15 protein-coding genes are annotated in these 17984 nt (G+C 58.1%); 11 read left to right on the forward strand and 4 right to left on the reverse strand.

All coding sequences use genetic code 11. From position 1 onward, the window contains the following. Genes yidD through rpmH form a run of 3 tightly spaced genes read right to left on the reverse strand, consistent with a single transcriptional unit; the run spans position 1 to position 791 of the window. Positions 1 to 246: a membrane protein insertion efficiency factor YidD gene (yidD, locus tag ACFW0B_RS05970; RefSeq protein WP_280363320.1), complete on the reverse strand. Its 246-nt coding sequence runs from the start codon at positions 244 to 246 to the stop codon at positions 1 to 3. After that, positions 239 to 643: a ribonuclease P protein component gene (gene rnpA, locus ACFW0B_RS05975; protein WP_151138613.1), complete on the reverse strand. Its 405-nt coding sequence runs from the start codon at positions 641 to 643 to the stop codon at positions 239 to 241. The genes yidD and rnpA overlap by 8 nt, the downstream gene beginning before the upstream one ends. A gap of 13 nt (positions 644 to 656) precedes the next feature. Next, complete coding sequence (gene rpmH / locus ACFW0B_RS05980; protein ID WP_003290924.1) at positions 657 to 791, reverse strand: 50S ribosomal protein L34; 135 nt, start codon at positions 789 to 791, stop codon at positions 657 to 659. A 527-nt stretch (positions 792 to 1318) separates the two neighbouring features. Here rpmH and dnaA point away from each other — a divergent pair. The 11 genes from dnaA (at position 1319) to ACFW0B_RS06035 (ending at position 17248) form a co-directional block, all read left to right on the forward strand. Continuing rightward, complete coding sequence (gene dnaA, locus ACFW0B_RS05985; protein WP_449147020.1) at positions 1319 to 2785, forward strand: chromosomal replication initiator protein DnaA; 1467 nt, start codon at positions 1319 to 1321, stop codon at positions 2783 to 2785. A 29-nt stretch (positions 2786 to 2814) separates the two neighbouring features. Beyond that, positions 2815 to 3918, forward strand: a complete 1104-nt coding sequence (gene dnaN, locus ACFW0B_RS05990) for a DNA polymerase III subunit beta (RefSeq protein ID WP_449147021.1) — start codon at positions 2815 to 2817, stop codon at positions 3916 to 3918. Positions 3919 to 3925: 7 nt separating this feature from the next. Continuing rightward, positions 3926 to 5032 (forward strand): DNA replication/repair protein RecF, encoded by a 1107-nt coding sequence (recF, locus tag ACFW0B_RS05995; RefSeq protein WP_449147022.1) that lies wholly within the window; start codon positions 3926 to 3928, stop codon positions 5030 to 5032. Further along, the gene (gene gyrB / locus ACFW0B_RS06000) at positions 5029 to 7449 is read left to right on the forward strand and encodes a DNA topoisomerase (ATP-hydrolyzing) subunit B (protein WP_449147023.1); all 2421 of its coding nucleotides are present in this window, start codon (positions 5029 to 5031) and stop codon (positions 7447 to 7449) included. The genes recF and gyrB overlap by 4 nt, the downstream gene beginning before the upstream one ends. Positions 7450 to 7711: 262 nt before the next feature. Then, on the forward strand, positions 7712 to 9322 hold the full coding sequence (locus ACFW0B_RS06005; protein WP_215375746.1) for a type I restriction-modification system subunit M: 1611 nt from the start codon (positions 7712 to 7714) through the stop codon (positions 9320 to 9322). Beyond that, positions 9319 to 10551, forward strand: coding sequence for a restriction endonuclease subunit S (locus tag ACFW0B_RS06010; RefSeq protein WP_449147024.1), 1233 nt, complete (start codon positions 9319 to 9321; stop codon positions 10549 to 10551). The genes ACFW0B_RS06005 and ACFW0B_RS06010 overlap by 4 nt, the downstream gene beginning before the upstream one ends. Before the next feature lie 10 nt (positions 10552 to 10561). Next, positions 10562 to 11452 carry an OST-HTH/LOTUS domain-containing protein gene (locus ACFW0B_RS06015; RefSeq protein ID WP_215375752.1) on the forward strand — a complete coding sequence of 297 codons (891 nt, stop codon included), beginning with the start codon at positions 10562 to 10564 and terminating at the stop codon, positions 11450 to 11452. A gap of 3 nt (positions 11453 to 11455) precedes the next feature. After that, positions 11456 to 14737: a type I restriction endonuclease subunit R gene (locus tag ACFW0B_RS06020; RefSeq protein WP_449147025.1), complete on the forward strand. Its 3282-nt coding sequence runs from the start codon at positions 11456 to 11458 to the stop codon at positions 14735 to 14737. 13 nt (positions 14738 to 14750) lie between these two features. Further along, positions 14751 to 15461: a YgjP family zinc-dependent metalloprotease gene (locus tag ACFW0B_RS06025; RefSeq protein WP_215375758.1), complete on the forward strand. Its 711-nt coding sequence runs from the start codon at positions 14751 to 14753 to the stop codon at positions 15459 to 15461. A 69-nt stretch (positions 15462 to 15530) separates the two neighbouring features. After that, on the forward strand, positions 15531 to 16652 hold the full coding sequence (locus ACFW0B_RS06030; RefSeq protein ID WP_215375762.1) for an XRE family transcriptional regulator: 1122 nt from the start codon (positions 15531 to 15533) through the stop codon (positions 16650 to 16652). Continuing rightward, complete coding sequence (locus ACFW0B_RS06035; protein WP_449147026.1) at positions 16649 to 17248, forward strand: hypothetical protein; 600 nt, start codon at positions 16649 to 16651, stop codon at positions 17246 to 17248. Before ACFW0B_RS06030 ends, ACFW0B_RS06035 begins: the two co-directional genes overlap by 4 nt. Positions 17249 to 17383: 135 nt before the next feature. Here the strand turns inward: ACFW0B_RS06035 and ACFW0B_RS06040 are convergent, their stop codons facing one another. Beyond that, positions 17384 to 17614 carry a hypothetical protein gene (locus ACFW0B_RS06040; RefSeq protein WP_449147027.1) on the reverse strand — a complete coding sequence of 77 codons (231 nt, stop codon included), beginning with the start codon at positions 17612 to 17614 and terminating at the stop codon, positions 17384 to 17386. Positions 17615 to 17984: the final 370 nt, after the last annotated feature.

Raw genomic sequence — 17984 nt, forward strand, 5'->3', positions numbered from 1 at the left:
TTACTCGGCCATCGAAGATGATTGGGAAGTGTTGGCGGGTGGCACCGGGTCATAGCCGCCCGGATTCCACGGATGACAGCGGCCCAGCCGACGCAGGGTCAGCCAGCCGCCACGCAGGACGCCATGCTGTTCGATGGCTTCCAGCGCGTAGCAGGAACAACTGGGATAGAAACGACAGTGACTGGCCATCAGTGGGCTGATGGCGTAGCGGTAGAACTGGATCGGAGCGAGGGCCAGTTTACGCATGGGGACTGTCGGACACCCCTGATCCGGTTGAGGGTTCAGGGCGAGCCCGGCTGCGCGCTAGGCGCTTCCAGAGTTTGCCGAACTGATGTCGCAGCTCGGGATTCTCCAGGTCGCCAATGCCTTTGCGCGCCACGATCACGATATCCCAACCGGCCAGCAACTCGAGGTTATGGCGGAAGGATTCGCGAATCTGACGTTTGAGGCGGTTGCGCTCCACGGAGAGCTTGACGCTCTTCTTGCCGATCACCAGACCCAGGCGGGGATGATCGAGACCGTTGTCGCGCGCGAGGAGCAGGACGTGCTTGCCGGGAACCTTCCCGGTCGGTGAGTCGAAGACTGCCTTGAATTGTCGGGGAACCAGCAGACGCTTTTCCCGACCGAAGCCCTGACTCACCACCCGTTCCGGATAATCAGACGGTCAGGCGCTTGCGGCCCTTGGCGCGACGACGCGACAGGACTTGGCGGCCGTTCTTGGTGGCCATGCGGGCACGGAAACCGTGGGTGCGAGCGCGCTTGATGGTGCTGGGTTGGAAAGTGCGTTTCATGATGCTTTACCTGGTGGTCACTACGGGCCGGAAGTGGTCCCCGTTTAAAGAGACCGGCAATTCTAGTGAAACGCTGCGGGCAGGTCAATTTCCAACCAGCACCGTCGAGCCAAAGAATATAGAAGGAAGGAATTTTTAAAGAAAGGCTGGTTATGTTTTTTAAAGCTGGGTCCCGGGGCTGCCTGTGGAAAACCCCTCCGGAGCCGCATGCCGCCTGTTGATGAGCTTACTAACAACCCTGTCGAAAATCGGTTATCCGGCTGTGGGGGAACTGGGTGGAAGCTGGGGGTGAATCGACGATTTACCCACAGGCAGGTTGTTCATGCTGTTTTCCCCAAGGCCGGACGGGGGGTTATTGCTTGGTTATCCACAAGATTCATGCCAATCACAGCCTGGTCTGGCGCGGTGAATAACACATTGATTTTATTCAACCATTGACCATCTTTCGTGTGGATAACTCTTCCCGTGGCGGCTACAATGACGGCTGTTTTTTTGCGTCCGGCATCTTTCCGACTTGGGGGACATCCGTGTCAGTGGAACTTTGGCAGCAGTGCGTGGAACTCCTGCGCGACGAGCTGCCTGCCCAGCAATTCAATACCTGGATCCGCCCATTGCAGGTTGAAGCCGATGGAGACGAACTGCGCGTGTATGCGCCGAACCGGTTCGTGCTCGATTGGGTCAACGAAAAGTACATGGGGCGGCTCCTCGAGTTGCTCGGCGAACGGGGCAATGGCCTTGCGCCTGCTCTTTCCTTATTAATAGGCAGCAAACGCAGCCCGGCTCCGCGGAAGGCCCCGCCTCCGCCGCCACCAGTCATGGCTCCGCCTCCTCCGCCTGCTCCAGTTGCGCCGCCGCAGATGCGCATCGAGACCGTGGAAGAAACTCGCGACAATCTCGATCCGCTGGCTTCGGTCGTGCCCGCGCCGGCGATCCGGACCGAGCGTTCCGTGCAGGTTGAAGGTGCGCTCAAGCACACCAGCTACCTGAACCGTACTTTCACCTTCGAGAATTTCGTCGAGGGCAAGTCGAACCAGTTGGCCCGCGCTGCGGCCTGGCAGGTAGCGGATAACCCGAAGCACGGCTACAACCCGCTGTTCCTGTACGGCGGCGTTGGCCTGGGCAAGACTCACCTGATGCATGCTGTGGGTAACCACCTGCTGAAGAAGAATCCGAATGCCAAGGTGGTCTACCTGCATTCCGAGCGCTTCGTCGCGGACATGGTCAAAGCCCTGCAGCTCAACGCCATCAACGAGTTCAAGCGTTTCTACCGCTCGGTGGATGCGCTGCTGATCGACGACATCCAGTTCTTCGCCCGCAAGGAGCGCTCGCAGGAAGAGTTTTTCCACACCTTCAACGCCTTGTTGGAAGGTGGCCAGCAGGTGATTCTCACCAGCGACCGCTATCCGAAGGAAATCGAAGGGCTGGAAGAACGTCTGAAGTCTCGCTTTGGCTGGGGCCTGACGGTGGCCGTCGAACCGCCGGAGCTGGAAACCCGAGTCGCGATCCTGATGAAGAAGGCCGAGCAGGCCAAGGTCGAACTGCCGCACGACGCCGCGTTCTTCATCGCCCAGCGCATTCGCTCCAACGTGCGTGAACTGGAAGGTGCGCTCAAGCGCGTGATCGCCCACGCCCACTTCATGGGCCGGGACATCACCATCGAGCTGATTCGCGAGTCGCTCAAGGACCTTCTGGCCCTGCAGGACAAGCTGGTCAGCATCGACAATATCCAGCGCACTGTAGTCGAGTACTACAAGATCAAGATGTCCGACATGCTGTCCAAGCGCCGCTCGCGCTCGGTGGCCCGGCCGCGGCAGGTCGCCATGGCGTTGTCCAAGGAACTGACCAACCACAGCCTGCCGGAAATCGGCGATGCATTCGGCGGACGAGACCACACCACGGTGCTCCACGCCTGTCGTAAGATTGCGCAATTAAGGGAATCCGATGCGGATATCCGCGAGGATTACAAGAATCTGCTGCGTACATTGACCACCTGATCGCAGCCCAAGAGGCAAGGGACTAGACCATGCATTTCACAATTCAACGCGAAGCCCTGTTGAAACCCCTGCAACTGGTCGCCGGCGTCGTAGAGCGCCGCCAGACCTTGCCGGTCCTCTCCAACGTTCTGCTGGTGGTCGAAGGCCAACAGCTGTCGTTGACCGGTACCGACCTCGAGGTCGAGCTGGTCGGGCGCGTCGCCCTGGAAGAACCGGCCGAGCCAGGTGAGATCACCGTTCCGGCGCGCAAGCTGATGGACATCTGCAAGAGCCTGCCCGGGGATGCGCTGATCGACATCCGCGTAGACGAGCAGAGGCTGCTGATCAAGGCTGGTCGCAGCCGTTTCACCCTGTCCACCCTGCCGGCAAATGATTTCCCCACCGTGGAAGAAGGCCCGGGTTCTCTGAATTTCAGCTTGGTGCAGAGCAAACTGCGCCGCCTGATCGAGCGCACCAGCTTCGCCATGGCCCAGCAGGACGTTCGTTACTACCTCAATGGCATGCTGCTGGAAGTGAATGCCGGCGTCCTGCGCGCCGTTGCCACTGATGGCCACCGTCTGGCGATGTGCGCCATGCAGGCCGGTATCGAGGGCGTGGATCGCCACCAGGTGATCGTGCCGCGCAAAGGTATCCTCGAGCTGGCACGTCTGCTGACCGAACAGGATGGCGAGGTTCGCATCGTGCTCGGCCAGCACCATATCCGCGCCACCACCGGTGAATTCACCTTCACCTCCAAGCTGGTGGACGGCAAGTTCCCGGATTACGAGCGTGTGCTGCCCCGCGGCGGTGACAAGCTTGTGGTGGGCGACCGTCAGGCACTGCGTGAAGCATTCAGCCGGACTGCGATCCTTTCCAACGAGAAATATCGTGGCATCCGCCTGACCCTGGCCTCGGGTCTGCTCAAGATCCAGGCCAACAACCCCGAGCAGGAAGAGGCCGAGGAAGAAGTTGCCGTTGAATACGGTGGCAGCAACCTGGAGATCGGCTTCAACGTGAGCTACCTCCTGGACGTGCTGGGTGTGATGTCCACCGAACAGGTTCGCCTGATCCTGTCCGATGCCAACAGCAGTGCCTTGCTTCAGGAAGCTGATAACGACGACTCCTCCTACGTCGTAATGCCGATGCGCCTGTAACGACTCAATGTCCCTCAGCCGTATCTCGGTCACCGGTGTGCGCAACCTGCACCCGGTGACCCTCTCCCCCTCCCCCCGCATCAATATCCTCTACGGCGCCAACGGCAGCGGAAAGACCAGCCTGCTTGAGGCCATTCATCTTCTCGGTCTTGCCCGTTCGTTCCGCAGTACGCGGTTGCAGCCTGTCATTCAGTACGAGCAGCCGGCGTGCACTGTGTTCGGCCAGGTAAGCCTTCCCGAAGGTGGCCAAAGCAATCTGGGGATATCGCGGGATCGTCAGGGCGAATTTCAGATTCGTATCGACGGAGAAAATGCCAGGAGCGCTGCGCAACTTGCCGAAGCGCTGCCGTTGCAGCTAATCAATCCGGATAGCTTTCGCCTGCTGGAAGGGGCTCCGAAGATTCGCAGGCAGTTCCTCGATTGGGGAGTGTTCCACGTGGAACCTCGATTCCTGCCGGCCTGGCAAAGACTGCAGAAGGCCCTGAGGCAGCGGAACTCGTGGCTCCGGCATGGTACACTGGACGCCGCTTCGCAGGCGGCTTGGGACCGGGAGCTGTGCCTGGCCAGCGATGAAATCGACCAGTATCGCCGGGCTTATATCCACGCGTTGAAACCGGTCTTTGAACGGACTCTTGCTGACCTTGTGGAACTCGATAGTCTCACGCTCAGTTACTACCGCGGCTGGGACAAGGATCGGGAGCTGTCCGAAGTGCTGAACACTTCCCTCCTCCGCGACCAACAGATCGGGCACACCCAGGCAGGGCCACAGCGCGCTGACCTGCGATTGCGTTCAGGTGCTCATAATGCGGCTGACATACTGTCGCGCGGCCAACAGAAGCTGGTTGTCTGCGCACTGCGAATCGCGCAGGGCCATCTGGTCAACCAGGCGAAACGCGGACAGTGCATCTACTTAGTTGACGACTTACCGTCAGAGTTGGACGAACAGCATCGACAGGCACTTTGTCGATTGCTGGAAGATTTGGATTGCCAGGTGTTCATCACCTGCGTTGACCATGAATTTCTGAGGGACGGCTGGCGCACGGATACGCCGGTCGCCATGTTCCACGTGGAACATGGCTGTATCAGCCCCACGAACATCGGGAGTGAAGCATGAGCGAGAACAAAACGTACGACTCTTCCAGCATCAAGGTGCTGAAGGGACTGGATGCCGTACGCAAACGCCCCGGTATGTACATCGGCGACACCGATGATGGGACAGGTCTGCACCACATGGTGTTCGAGGTCGTCGACAACTCGATCGACGAAGCACTTGCCGGCTTCTGCTCGGAAATCAGCATTACCATTCACACCGATGAATCCATCACCGTTCGCGACAACGGTCGTGGCATTCCGGTGGATATACATAAGGAAGAAGGGGTTTCTGCCGCCGAGGTCATCATGACCGTGCTGCACGCCGGCGGCAAGTTCGACGACAACACCTACAAGGTTTCCGGCGGTCTGCACGGTGTGGGTGTTTCGGTAGTTAACGCCCTGTCCGAAGAGCTGCGCCTGACCATTCGCCGCGCCGGCCAGGTCTGGGAGCAGATCTATCACCACGGCGTTCCCCAATTCCCGCTGCGCCCCGTGGGTGAAACCGACGGAACGGGCACCGAGGTGCACTTCAAGGCGTCCGCCGAGACCTTCACCAATATTCACTTCAGCTGGGACATCCTGGCCAAGCGCCTGCGTGAACTGTCATTCCTGAACTCTGGTGTGGGCATCCTGCTGCGCGACGAGCGCAGCGGCAAGGAAGAGATGTTCAAGTACGAAGGCGGCCTCAAGGCGTTCGTCGAATACCTGAACACCAACAAGACTATCGTCAACGAAGTGTTCCACTTCAATGTGCAGCGCGAGGAAGATGGTGTGGGCGTAGAAGTCGCCCTGCAGTGGAACGACAGCTTCAACGAGAACATCCTCTGCTTCACCAACAACATTCCCCAGCGTGACGGCGGTACCCACCTGGCCGGTTTTCGTTCGGCACTGACCCGTCACCTGAACAACTACATCGAGCAGGAAGGCCTGGCGAAGAAGTACAAGATCGCCACCACCGGTGACGACGCCCGTGAAGGTCTGACCGCCATCATCTCGGTGAAGGTTCCGGATCCCAAGTTCAGTTCCCAGACCAAGGACAAACTGGTGTCCTCCGAGGTGAAGACCGCGGTGGAACAGGAAATGGGCAAGTACTTTGCCGACTTCCTGCTGGAGAACCCCACTGAAGCCAAGGCTGTCGTCGGCAAGATGATTGACGCCGCCCGCGCTCGCGAAGCCGCCCGCAAGGCCCGCGAGATGACCCGTCGCAAGGGCGCTCTGGATATCGCCGGATTGCCGGGCAAGCTGGCCGACTGCCAGGAGAAGGACCCTGCCCTCTCCGAACTCTACATCGTGGAGGGTGACTCCGCGGGGGGGTCGGCCAAGCAAGGCCGCAATCGCAAGACCCAGGCGATCCTGCCGCTCAAAGGCAAGATCCTCAACGTGGAAAAAGCTCGCTTCGACAAGATGCTGTCCTCCCAGGAAGTCGGCACCCTGATCACCGCACTGGGCTGCGGGATCGGCCGCGAGGAATACAACATCGAGAAGCTGCGCTACCACAACATCATCATCATGACCGACGCCGACGTCGACGGTTCGCACATCCGTACTCTGCTGCTGACCTTCTTCTTCCGGCAGATGCCTGAGCTGATCGAGCGTGGCTACGTCTACATTGCCCAGCCGCCACTGTACAAGGTGAAGAAGGGCAAACAGGAGCAGTACATCAAGGACGACGAGGCCATGGACGAATACATGACCCAGTCCGCCCTCGAGGACGCCAGTCTGCACGTCAACGAGAATGCTCCGGGGCTCTCCGGCGAAGCCCTGGAGCGCCTGGTGAACGATTACCGCGGGGTGATGCGTACCCTCAAGCGTTTGTCGCGCCTGTACCCGCAGGACCTGACCGAGCACATGATCTATCTGCCTCGCGTCAGCCTGGAGCAGCTTTCCGATCAGGCGGTCATGCAGTCCTGGCTGGAAGGCTTCGCTGCTCGCCTGAAGTCTGCCGAGAAGTCCGGCCTGACCTACACTGCCAGCCTGCGCGAAGATCGTGAGCGTCACCTGTGGCTGCCGGAAGTGGAACAGACCGCCCATGGCCTGTCCCACTACATCACCTTCAACCGCGACTTCTTCGCTAGTAACGACTATCGGCAGGTGACCGAACTGGGCGACAAGCTCAACAACCTGCTGGAAGAAGGTGCCTTCGTCCAGCGTGGCGAACGCAAGAAGCCGGTAGCCAGCTTCAAGGAAGCCCTGGCCTGGCTGATGTCCGAAAGCACCAAGCGTCACACCATCCAGCGCTATAAGGGGCTGGGAGAGATGAACCCCGAGCAGCTGTGGGAAACCACCATGGACCCGAACGTCCGCCGCATGCTCAAGGTCACCATCGAAGACGCCATCGCTGCGGACCAGATCTTCAACACCCTGATGGGTGATGCCGTGGAACCGCGTCGCGACTTCATCGAGAGCAACGCCCTCGCGGTGTCCAACCTCGACGTCTGACGGTATTGGAGGCGGGCAAAGTTATTTGCCGTTTCGGCCAGAGTTAAGCGTTTAGGACGAAGCTAATAGCCCACTGCCCTGTCAACAAACCCCTGTTGACCGAAAGGTCTACCGGGGTTTTGTTATTTTATGGGGATTGATTTTTCGGGCTCCAAGTGACGTCGACTTGTACAATCAGACCCACTTTTTCTGATGTGCCTACGCGCAATGGCAGCAATCGCCGGGTGCTGGGCGCCGTATTTTTATAGGGATTGATTGACCCATGGCTGACAAGCTGTCACTCGAAACGCTGGAGTCCTGGCTCTGGGAATCCGCCAACATTCTGCGCGGTTCCATCGACTCCTCTGACTTCAAGAACTACATCTTCGGCCTGCTCTTCCTCAAACGTTACAACGACGTGTTCGATGAGCGTGTCGCTAAGCTGATGAACGACGAAAGCCTGAGCTATGGCGATGCTCAGGAAGAAGTCGAGGACAAATGGGGCAAATTCCCTATCAGTGCCCGCTGGTTCGATCTGATCTCACGCACCGAGAACATTGGCGAAGCCCTGGACAAGGCGTTCGCGACCATCGAGGCCAACAATCCTGAGCTGCAACATGTACTGACGGCTACTCAGTACGGCGACAAGCGGGTGCTGGCGGACGCCACCTTGCAGCGTCTGCTGCGTCACTTCAACCAGTACAAGCTGGGCAATGACGACCTGTACAAGGCCGACATGCTGGGCGATGCGTACGAGTATCTGATCAAGCAGTTTGCCGACGACGCCGGTAAGAAAGGCGGCGAGTTCTATACGCCCAAGGCTGTGGTACAACTGGTGGTTGAGTTAATCGACCCGCAGCCCGGCCATAGCGTGTATGACCCCACCTGTGGCAGCGGGGGCATGCTGGTGGAGAGCGCTCACCATGTATCTGGTCTGCCCAATGGCACCTTGATGGGTAAACCCAATGTGCTGTTGTACGGGCAGGAAAAGAACTTGGGCACCTGGGCTATCGCCAAGCTCAATCTTTACCTGCACAACATGCACGCTGCCATTGAGCGCGGCGACACCCTGGTGGAGCCTAAGCACCTCGACGGCGACTATCTGAAGACCTTCGACCGGGTGATCGCCAACCCACCATTCTCGGCCAAGTCCTGGTGGACTCCGCTGGAGTTAAGCAACGAGAACGAGCAGGAGAATGGCAAGAAGGCTAAAGCGCCCAACTACAAGCAGGTCAGTGACCCTTACGGTCGACTGGTCTATGGCATCCCGCCACGGGGCTATGCCGACCTCGCCTTTGCTCAGCATATGCTGGCCAGCCTTAAGGCAGATGGTCGCATGGGGGTTATCCTGCCGCACGGTGTACTGTTCCGTAGCGGCGAGGAGGGCAAGATTCGTGAGGGGCTGCTGTTCGGTACTGACGCTGCTAGCGGCAACCAGCCTGGTGATCTGATTGAAGCCATTGTCGGCCTGCCCTCTGCTCTGTTCTACAACACCGGTATCCCGGCCTGTGTGTTGATACTCAATAAGCAGAAACCTGCTGCTCTGAAGGGCAAGGTCATCATCATCGATGCCAGCCGTGACTACTTGGAAGGCAAGGCGCAAAACAGCCTTCGCGTTGAAGATATCACCCGCATCGTTAGTACCCACAAGGCCGCATTTGAGCAGCAAGTCGAGGTCGAGAGCTATTGCCGGGTCGTGACGCTGGACGAAATCCGTAGCAACGACGGTAACCTCAACATCGCTCGCTATATCGACAATGGTGAAACAGAAGAGTCCATCGATGTAGCTGCAACCTTGGCACAACTAGCAGAACTGGATGAGGAAGAAGCTCAGATAGATGTACGACTCAGTGGCTATCTGGTTGAGTTGGGGTTGCTGGAGGCCGAGGCATGAGTTTAGTTGGTAAGCACGGATACAAAGAAACGGCTGTCGGTTGGGTGCCAGAAGACTGGAGATGTGAACAACTGGGAGGCTACCTAACCCTCCTGACCGGCGCACCATTCAAGTCTGAGCTTTTCTCATCGGATGGGGGCATTCCGCTAATTCGTATCCGTGATTTGCTGCGAGGCTTCAGCGAAACAGGTTATGTAGGCGAATACGACGACCGATACCTCGTAAATGCTGGGGACGTATTGGTCGGCATGGACGGCGAATTCCATGTTGTACGATGGAAAGGCTCACCGGCACTCTTGAATCAGCGAGTTTTAAAGATTTCAGAGAAGCCAGGGCATTCAGATGTAGGTTTCCTTTTTTTCCTCGTTGCCAGTGTTATAGGAAAGATACAGGACGGTATTTCGGCGACAACGGTTAAGCACCTGTCCACCAAGGACTTACAGAACCTAACCGCAGCAATTCCCCCGCTTCCCGAACAGCAAAAAATCGCCGCCGTTCTCACAGCTGTTGACGGCAAGCTGGACGTGATTGCCCGCCAGATTGAAGCCACCCAGGCCCTCAAGCAGGGTCTGATGCAAACCCTGTTCAGCCAGGGCGTTGCTAATTGGCCCTCGGTTTCGTTACAGGAGGTTGCGGAAGTTCGTACTGGTGTTGCGAAAGGCAAAAAGGGGCTGAAGGAACCTATCGAACTGCCGTACCTGCGGGTTGCCAATGTGCAGGATGGGCATATCGACCTCACTGAGGTAAAGACCATTACGGTGGAAGCGGCCCAAGTTGGGCGGTATGCGCTTCAGTCTGGTGATGTACTGATGACCGAAGGTGGGGATTTCGACAAGCTAGGCCGTGGGGATGTTTGGGGGGGACAGATATCCCCTTGTCTTCATCAGAATCACGTCTTTGCTGTACGACCAGCTCCCTCCAAACTGAATTCCTATTACCTTGCGGCGTTAGCCGCAAGTGATTATGGCCGCCAGTATTTTCTCTCGTGCGCTAAACGTACTACGAATCTAGCTAGCATCAACTCATCCCAGTTAAAGGCCTTTCCGGTGCTTTTGCCACCTCTGGATGAGCAAGTACGGATTGCCGATATTGTGGCTGCCGCCAATGCTCGCATTGAAATACTGAGCACGAAAAAGGCCCACTACCAAACCCTCAAGCGAGGCCTGATGAAAAAACTGTTAACCGGCGAATGGCGGGTCAAGCTCGATAGCCCTACCGGTACAGCCTGAGTCTTTCTTCATGGACGAAATCACCCCCCTGCCCTCGGAACCGGTACCTGACCTTCAGCGTACCGTGCAGCGCAAGCTTGGGCGCTGCATGTTGCAGTTGCAGCAGTACGAGCGGCTGCTCAAGGCCATGGTGGCCCATAGCGAGCTAAGCGGCCCAGCGGAACGACTTCAGGAACTCCGTGACGAGAAGGTCGCCTGTGCCCATAAGAAAACCCTGGGCACTTTGGTCGGGATGCTGACCGAGAGCTATCTGAAGCTGCCGGACTTGCCTGATACGCAGGATCAACCCGAAGCCGATAATGGCGACCGGATGTGGTTTAGCTTTCGGTATCAAATGGAGTTACCCGAAGAGCGCTACGTCGAGACCAAGGCTGCGCTCAAGGAGTTGGTCGACCTGCGCAATGAGTTGGTGCACCACTTCCTTCAGCGCTTCGACCTTTGGGCCGTGGATGGCTGTGTAGCCGCCGAGACATATCTCGATGAGAGTTACGAAACCATCCACGGCCACTACCTGACGTTACGCGACTGGGCCAAATCCATGGATGAGGCTCGACAGCTAATGGTTTCGTTCATGCAAACCAAAGAGTACGAGGATGCTGTTTTGAACGGCATCTGGGTCGATGGCACCGTACACTGGCCCAGCAGCGGGATAACGGCCTGCTTGCGTGAAGCGGAAACCAAGCTCGCTCAGGCGGGGTGGACACCTCTGTTCGAGGCCATTCACTGGATTGCCAAGACCTACCCCGAGCAGACGCCCAAACGCTATGGCTGTGGCAGTTGGCGTCATGTCATCCATGAGTCGCAGCAGTTTGAAATTCGTAAGCAAAGCCAAGCTGATAATGGCGCTACGGTGGTTTGGTATCGCAGTCGGCCGAGGGAAACCTCCAAGGAACAGGAGTAAGCAATGAGCCAGTCACCGGAGAAGGTCGGGGTCGAGCTGCCCGCCATCAATTGGCTGATCAAGTTGGGCTACACCCATCTGCCCGGTAACCAGGTGCAGGTTGAGCATCGTCACCTGGCACCGGTACTGGATGATGTATTGCAGGCTCGGTTGCTGACCCTCAACCCATGGCTGAAGACTGCACCCGGTGGCATCAGTGCCGCACTGATCGAGCTACGCAAGCGCGTCAACGATGAGCTGTTGCCCGCCAACAAGGCGTTCTGGGAACAGGTGGTTCACCGTTCGGATATCCAGGTGAAGGATGTCGAAGGCAAGCCGCGCAGTGTGCGCTTCTTCGACGCCAGCGATGCCAGCAACAATGACTTCCATGTGGTCGATCAGTACGTGGGGCGCAATGCGGATGGGGATGTTTTCCGCCCTGACCTGCTGCTGTTTGTGAATGGCTTGCCGCTGGCCATCATCGAATGCAAAGCCAGCCATCACCGCCTGGATGAAGCCCTGGGGCAATTGGATGGCTACCAAAGCACCTTCCCAACCCAGTTTGTCTTCAACCAGGTCTGTGTTGGGCTGAATCGGCATGCAGGACTATATGGCGCGATACTGACCAAGCCAGCGTATTACGCCCGCTATCGGTTGCAGGGACAGGAGACTGCTGCTGTTGCTGCCCTATTAGGCGAGGCGCCGAGTGAGCAGGAGAGCCTGCTGTGGGCGCTGTTCGAGCCGAACCGCTTCCTGCAACTGATCACTCATTTTGTGCTGTTCGAAACCCGCGACGGCAAGACGGTGAAGAAGCTGCCGCGCTATCAACAATGGCGGGCCGTGCGCAAAACGGTGGGTCGCCTGTGCGCGCCGAAGCCCATGGGCGGTGTTGTCTGGCATACCCAGGGTAGCGGCAAATCACTGACCATGGCCCTGCTCGCGCGCATGCTGCGTGCCGATAGCACGGGGCTGAACAACCCTACCGTGCTGGTACTGACCGACCGCAAAGACCTCGATAAGCAGATCTTCGATACCTTCCATGCGGTGGGCATCCATGCCATTCAGGCTGTGTCGGTTGATGGCTTGGTGAAGATGTTGTCCAACGACTACGGCAGCGTATTTACCAGCACGGTGCAGAAGTTTCAGGAGAACGATCAGCCCGGTGAACAGGCCGCCGAGACACCTGACGAAGAAGATGACCTGCAAGCGACTCGCCATCGGCGTGTTCGTGAGGACAAGGACTTCGTCGTCGTCCATGAGCGCAACGTTCGCCACCTGGCGGTGGATGAGAACGGTGCGCCGGTGAAGGCCCAGTGGGAAGAGATCAGCCGGGAGAAGGTGCACTTCCGCGTGCTGAGTACCAAGCCCAATTTCTATGTGCTGGTCGACGAAGCTCACCGCAGCCAGTACGACTTCCTCGCAGCCTTTATGCGCGCCAGTTTGCCCAACGCCAAGTTCATCGCCTTCACCGGTACGCCGCTGCTGCAAGAAGACAAACACACGCTGGGCGAGTTTGGTGGTGGCGAGTACATCGACGAATACCGCTTGCATGAAGCGGTGGCGGATGGTGCCACCCTACCGATCAAATACCACGATGCCTGGGTGGCGCTGTCGGCCAATGCTGAGTTGGATGCCGCGTTCCAAGAGCAGTTCGCCGACCAGAGTGAGGTTCGCCAGCACGAGTTAAAGCGTGAACTGCTGCGCCGCTGGCGTCAGGCCGGTGACCGCATGGAACAGGTCGCGGAACATCTAGTCGAGCATTTCCTCAGTAACGTAAAAGCCAAGGGCTTGAAGGCCATGCTGGTGTGCGATGGCCGCGACATGGCGGTACGCTACAAGGATCTGCTCGATGCGATCATGGTCGAGCGGGCGCAAACAGGGCTGCCAACCTTTGACAGCCAGGTAGTTATTTCCCTGGCCAGCATCACCTCTTCCCGTACCGGGGCTTCTGCCATGGAAGAGGCGGCAGAGTACGAGATCGAGGCCGACAAGATCCGCAGCATCGAGGAGCGGGTGAAGGCCGAGGTGAAAGCCGGAAAGATCCCGGTGGCCATGCCATCCGAGCAGATCGGCAACTTTGTCAGCAAGCTGTTTCCCCTGCCCTACGGGGAAGAAAGTAAGGGGCTCGATGGTAAGCCGCAGGCGAACAACGTCGGGCTGATCATCGTTTCCGACATGCTGCTGACCGGGTGGGATGCCCCGATTGTCGGCACCATGTACCTCGACAAGCCGCTTAAGGAACACACCCTGTTGCAGGCCATCGCGCGGGTGAACCGTACCCTGCCCGGCAAGAATGCCGGTTACATCGTGGATTACCACGGGGTGGTTGAGCACCTTGACCATGCGCTGAAGATTTATGGCGGCGACGTGAAGCCTTCCCAGGTCTGGGAAGGTGTTGAAACCGAACTGCCCAAACTGCAAGCCACACTCGACCGCATCCTCAAGCTGCTGCCGAAAAAGCATGACCCGGTGGCGCAGCGCGAGGCCTACAAAGACGACGCCGAGCGTTTCCTTGACCCCGCCACCCGGTTGGACATGGTCGAAGAATTCCTCGACCTGGTGAAGCAGTTCAACCGCTCGGTGGACATCATCCTGCCGGATGTCCGTGGAGTACCTTTCAAGCCCTTTTTCACCCTGCTGGGTGAGATTCGCCTGATGCTGCGCGACAAGCTTCCGGGCACTGCCTACAAGGAACGCATCACCAAACTGGAGTCCGCGCTGCTGCAACAGCTGCTGGATGAGTACATCGCTGCCAGTCCGGCCAAGAGCCTGCTGGGCCACGAGGTATCGATTCTGGATGCCAGTGATATGGAGCGTTTAAAGAAGCTGGCGAGCCCAGGTAGTCGCGCCCTGGTGATGAAAAACCAGCTGAAGCAGACCATCGTCACCGGCAAGGACAAGGATCCGGCATTCTTCGACAAGATAGCCGAGGAGCTGGAAAAGCTGCTGGAAGAGGAAAAGGCGGGTCGCATTACCCAAGCCAAGTTCCTGGAGCAACTGGAGCTGTTCAGCCAGCGGATTCAGGACAAGGACAACACCGGGTTTAATAAGCCAGCGCACTCAGCGGTGTACCACTATCTTGCTGCCCTACTGGCTGAGGACACGGCCAGAGTGGCTACGACCAAGCTGTTCGAAGATGAAATGCTGAGTCGTGCGCTGGCGACTGAAAACTGGAAGAAAATGCCGGATACGCACCCTGATTTTAGAGACCACCTGCGCGGGGTATTGATGCCTCTGGCGGGCTGGGAGCGTTCAGTGGCGCGTGATCACGCTAAGCGAATCTTCGATATCCTGCTGAAAAACTGACGCAGCGCCACCCATGCCAGTATTGAATTACGGCCAAACGGCTATCGAGTGGTACTTCCAGCTCGATAGCAAACTCAAGCGCCATTACGTGACGGTAGAACGGGGGCGGCCCGTTCTATTGCGCGGGCCGCAGGTGGATGAACCTGAGCAAGAGGCTTTGGTGCTGCGTCGTGCACGCTGGATTCGTGAAAAGCTGGCACAGGTGAATCAGCCCCAAGCCAGCGAGCCCATCGTGACGGGCAGTCGCCTGCGCTACGCCGGGCGCACCTATTACACCGAAGTTCGTCATGTGCCGGACGCCCTCAAGCCGCGATTGGCCTTCACTGCGTCACGCTTCATCGTTGATAACCCTGATGGTTTGAGTATTCACCCCGACGCGCTGATGCCCTTGTTGGAGCGGTTCTATCGGGAACGCGCTCAGGAGAAGCTCCCGCTGCGTGTTCGCCACTGGCAGCGCGAAACCGGTCTACTGGCTGCGGGTATGCGTATACGTCACTTCCAAAGCCGTTGGGCGAGCTGCGATGCGAACCATATCCTGGAGTTTCATCCTCGGGTGATGGAGCTGCCGGCCAGCGTGCAGGACTACGTCATCGTCCATGAGCTGTGCCATACGGTGGAAAAGAACCATACCAAGGCCTTCTGGGCGCTGGTGGCTAGCCATATGCCGGGGTGGCAGCGGCAGCATCAGGTGCTGGAACAAGCTGCTTTTGGGGATGCAGTGTGATGGTGCCATGGGCCTAGCAAAACTTGATTAAACTTGATTTTTTGTGGCTCGCTATTACACTGGCCAGCTATGCAAAATACCCTTCAAGTCGAGTCGCTCCGTGCGGCTCTAGCCGAGCGTGGCTGGACACAAAAAGACCTGGCGGATCAGTTGGGGGTTTCGGCGCAGTCCGTGACCAACTGGTTCAAAGGCAAGGACTTCCCACGGCCGGACAAGCTGCTCAAGCTGGCGACAACCCTGCACCTGACTTTTGCTCAGTTGGTCGAGCCGCCTAAGGATCAGCCCATCGTGGCTTTCCGTAAGCGAGCCGGCACCAAGACCACTGACGCGCACATTGCTAAAGCAATCGGCATCGGTGGCCTGCTCAAGCCCCTTGTGGACTTTCTGCCAAAACTGCCGACGCTACGTACCCAGATTTCTTCCCCTTCTACGTCCTATGCGCGGCTGCAAAGTGATGCGTTGCAGGTGCGCAGTAAGCTAGGAATAGGCGAACGTAGCGTTCTTGGTTATCAAGCGTTGATTGCCGAGTTCAAGGCGTGTGGCGCGGTGCTTGTGCCGGTGCTCTGGGGACAGAAGCAGCAGCACAAGAATGCTTTGCACATTTTGTTGCCGTCTTCAGACGTCACCTTCGTGTTCGTTAACCTGGACACCAAGCTGGAAGACTTCAAGTTTTGGATGGCCCATGAGCTAGCGCATGTCTATACCCCCGAGCTTGCCGGCAGTAATGAAGGGGAAGATTTTGCGGATGCCTTTGCCGGTGCCCTACTGTTTCCTGAGGCCAGCGCTCAACTAGCATATGCCGAAGCGGCGGGTGCGCCAGGTGCTGCTGGAGAGATTGCTGTCCTGCAAAAATGCGCTACACACCATGAGATCTCGCTGAATACGGTGTATCAGCAGGTTCAGGCCTACGCATTGGAGCATCAACTTCCGCCGCTGCGTGTGGCAGACAAGACCATTCACGCGGTTCGGAACAGCTCAGACCCTCAATGGGTGAGTGCGGTCTTGTTTGACCCTGTCCCGCCGAAGCCTGCGCAGTACATGGCAGCCGCAGAAAATGTCTTCCAGTCGGCGTTTTTCCATGCGCTGAAGTGCATGATTCGTGAACATGGCACGGGCCCTTCGTATGTTCAGCAAATTATGGACATTTCACTGGTGGATGCGATGGGGATCCATGAGGAACTGGCGAGTTGAGTTCTGCGCAGACGCTGGTGCTGCTGGATACGAATGCCTATCTCCGCCTCGCCAAGCGTATAAGACCAATGCTTGGGGTTGCGTTTGGTCAAAAAAACTATGTGCTGACCATTCTGAAAGACGTCGAGACGGAAGTGCATCGCAATGGCGCGCTGAGGTTCAAGTATCCCTGGTTCGACGGCGAGGATGTGGCCGCTGAACGGGGGGCGAAGCAGGTACGCCTCAAGGCAGAAGAAAAAGCCCAGCTGGATGCAGCGCAAAGCGTGTTGCACGGATGGGTGTTGATGAACCCGGTTGCCTATACCACGCGTAAGCGCTCTCCTCCGTCCTCAACAGACTGTCGAGTGCTTGCATTCGGCCAGATCAGAAATGCCATTGTGGTCACCGATGACTTGGGGATGCATCAGTTGGCCACGGACTTTGGCATTACGGTTTGGCATGGTCATGAGTTACTGAAGAAGATGCTCACGGCAAAATTGATCACCAACGAGCAGGTGAAGAGCATTTTCGAAGCCCTGGAGCTCAATGGCGATTTGACGGAAACCTGGCGCGAAGCGAAACATTCCACCTTTTCAAAGCTCTTTGGTAAGGCTTAAAAGAGCGCGTCTGTAGCGCGTGGAGTGGCCGACGCACGTGTACCAATCGGCACCCAGCAAGGCATATGGTGCTGACAGCAAGGGCAACAGCCCTGCGGAGCCTGCTGCAATGGAGTGGCGGTAGCGACACCGGGTTCACAGCTCCACCGTCAGCGCCTTGATCCCCCCCCCTGCGCAAAACCGCCCCACGGCAGTGAGCGAGCGCCAGAGCCTCACCGGCTCCCGCCGCGAGCGCACCGACAACCATTTCACCCCGAGGCGTAACTCCAGCCGCCACCCCTCGCCGTCGCGCAGCACGCGGAATTCCCGCGCCGCCCCGGTCTCGACCAAGGTTTGCAAGGTGTCCTGCTCGACCGCTCGTTTCATGTCCCCTGCTCTCCAAGCAGCCAGTCACCAGGGATCTGGTATAGCGCAGGGTCGCAGGTCGGTGACCACCACAGGCCGAGCGGTCACCGCCCCTGGGCCGGGTGCGGGGCTGGATCCTGCTCAGGGAAGCCAAGGCGCCGATCAATCGGAAGATGAAGCAGATCGGCGCCGCGTTGCTGGAGTTCAAGGAAACCCTGACCGCAGCCGAGGCGGCCAGGGCCCTTGGCACGTCGGCCGAGCGTTTAAGGAAATCCTTATATGGACGCCTCCCGGAGCTCAATCGGTAATCATGTTGGCGTGTAGGTAGGAGCAGTCTTATATCCGGCCTATGGTGCAGGCCGATAAGCCCTGCTGGCCCTGATGGAATCCG

The sequence above is a fragment of the Metapseudomonas phytobenefica genome (genome assembly GCF_043392685.1).
Taxonomy (GTDB): Bacteria; Pseudomonadota; Gammaproteobacteria; order Pseudomonadales; family Pseudomonadaceae; genus Metapseudomonas.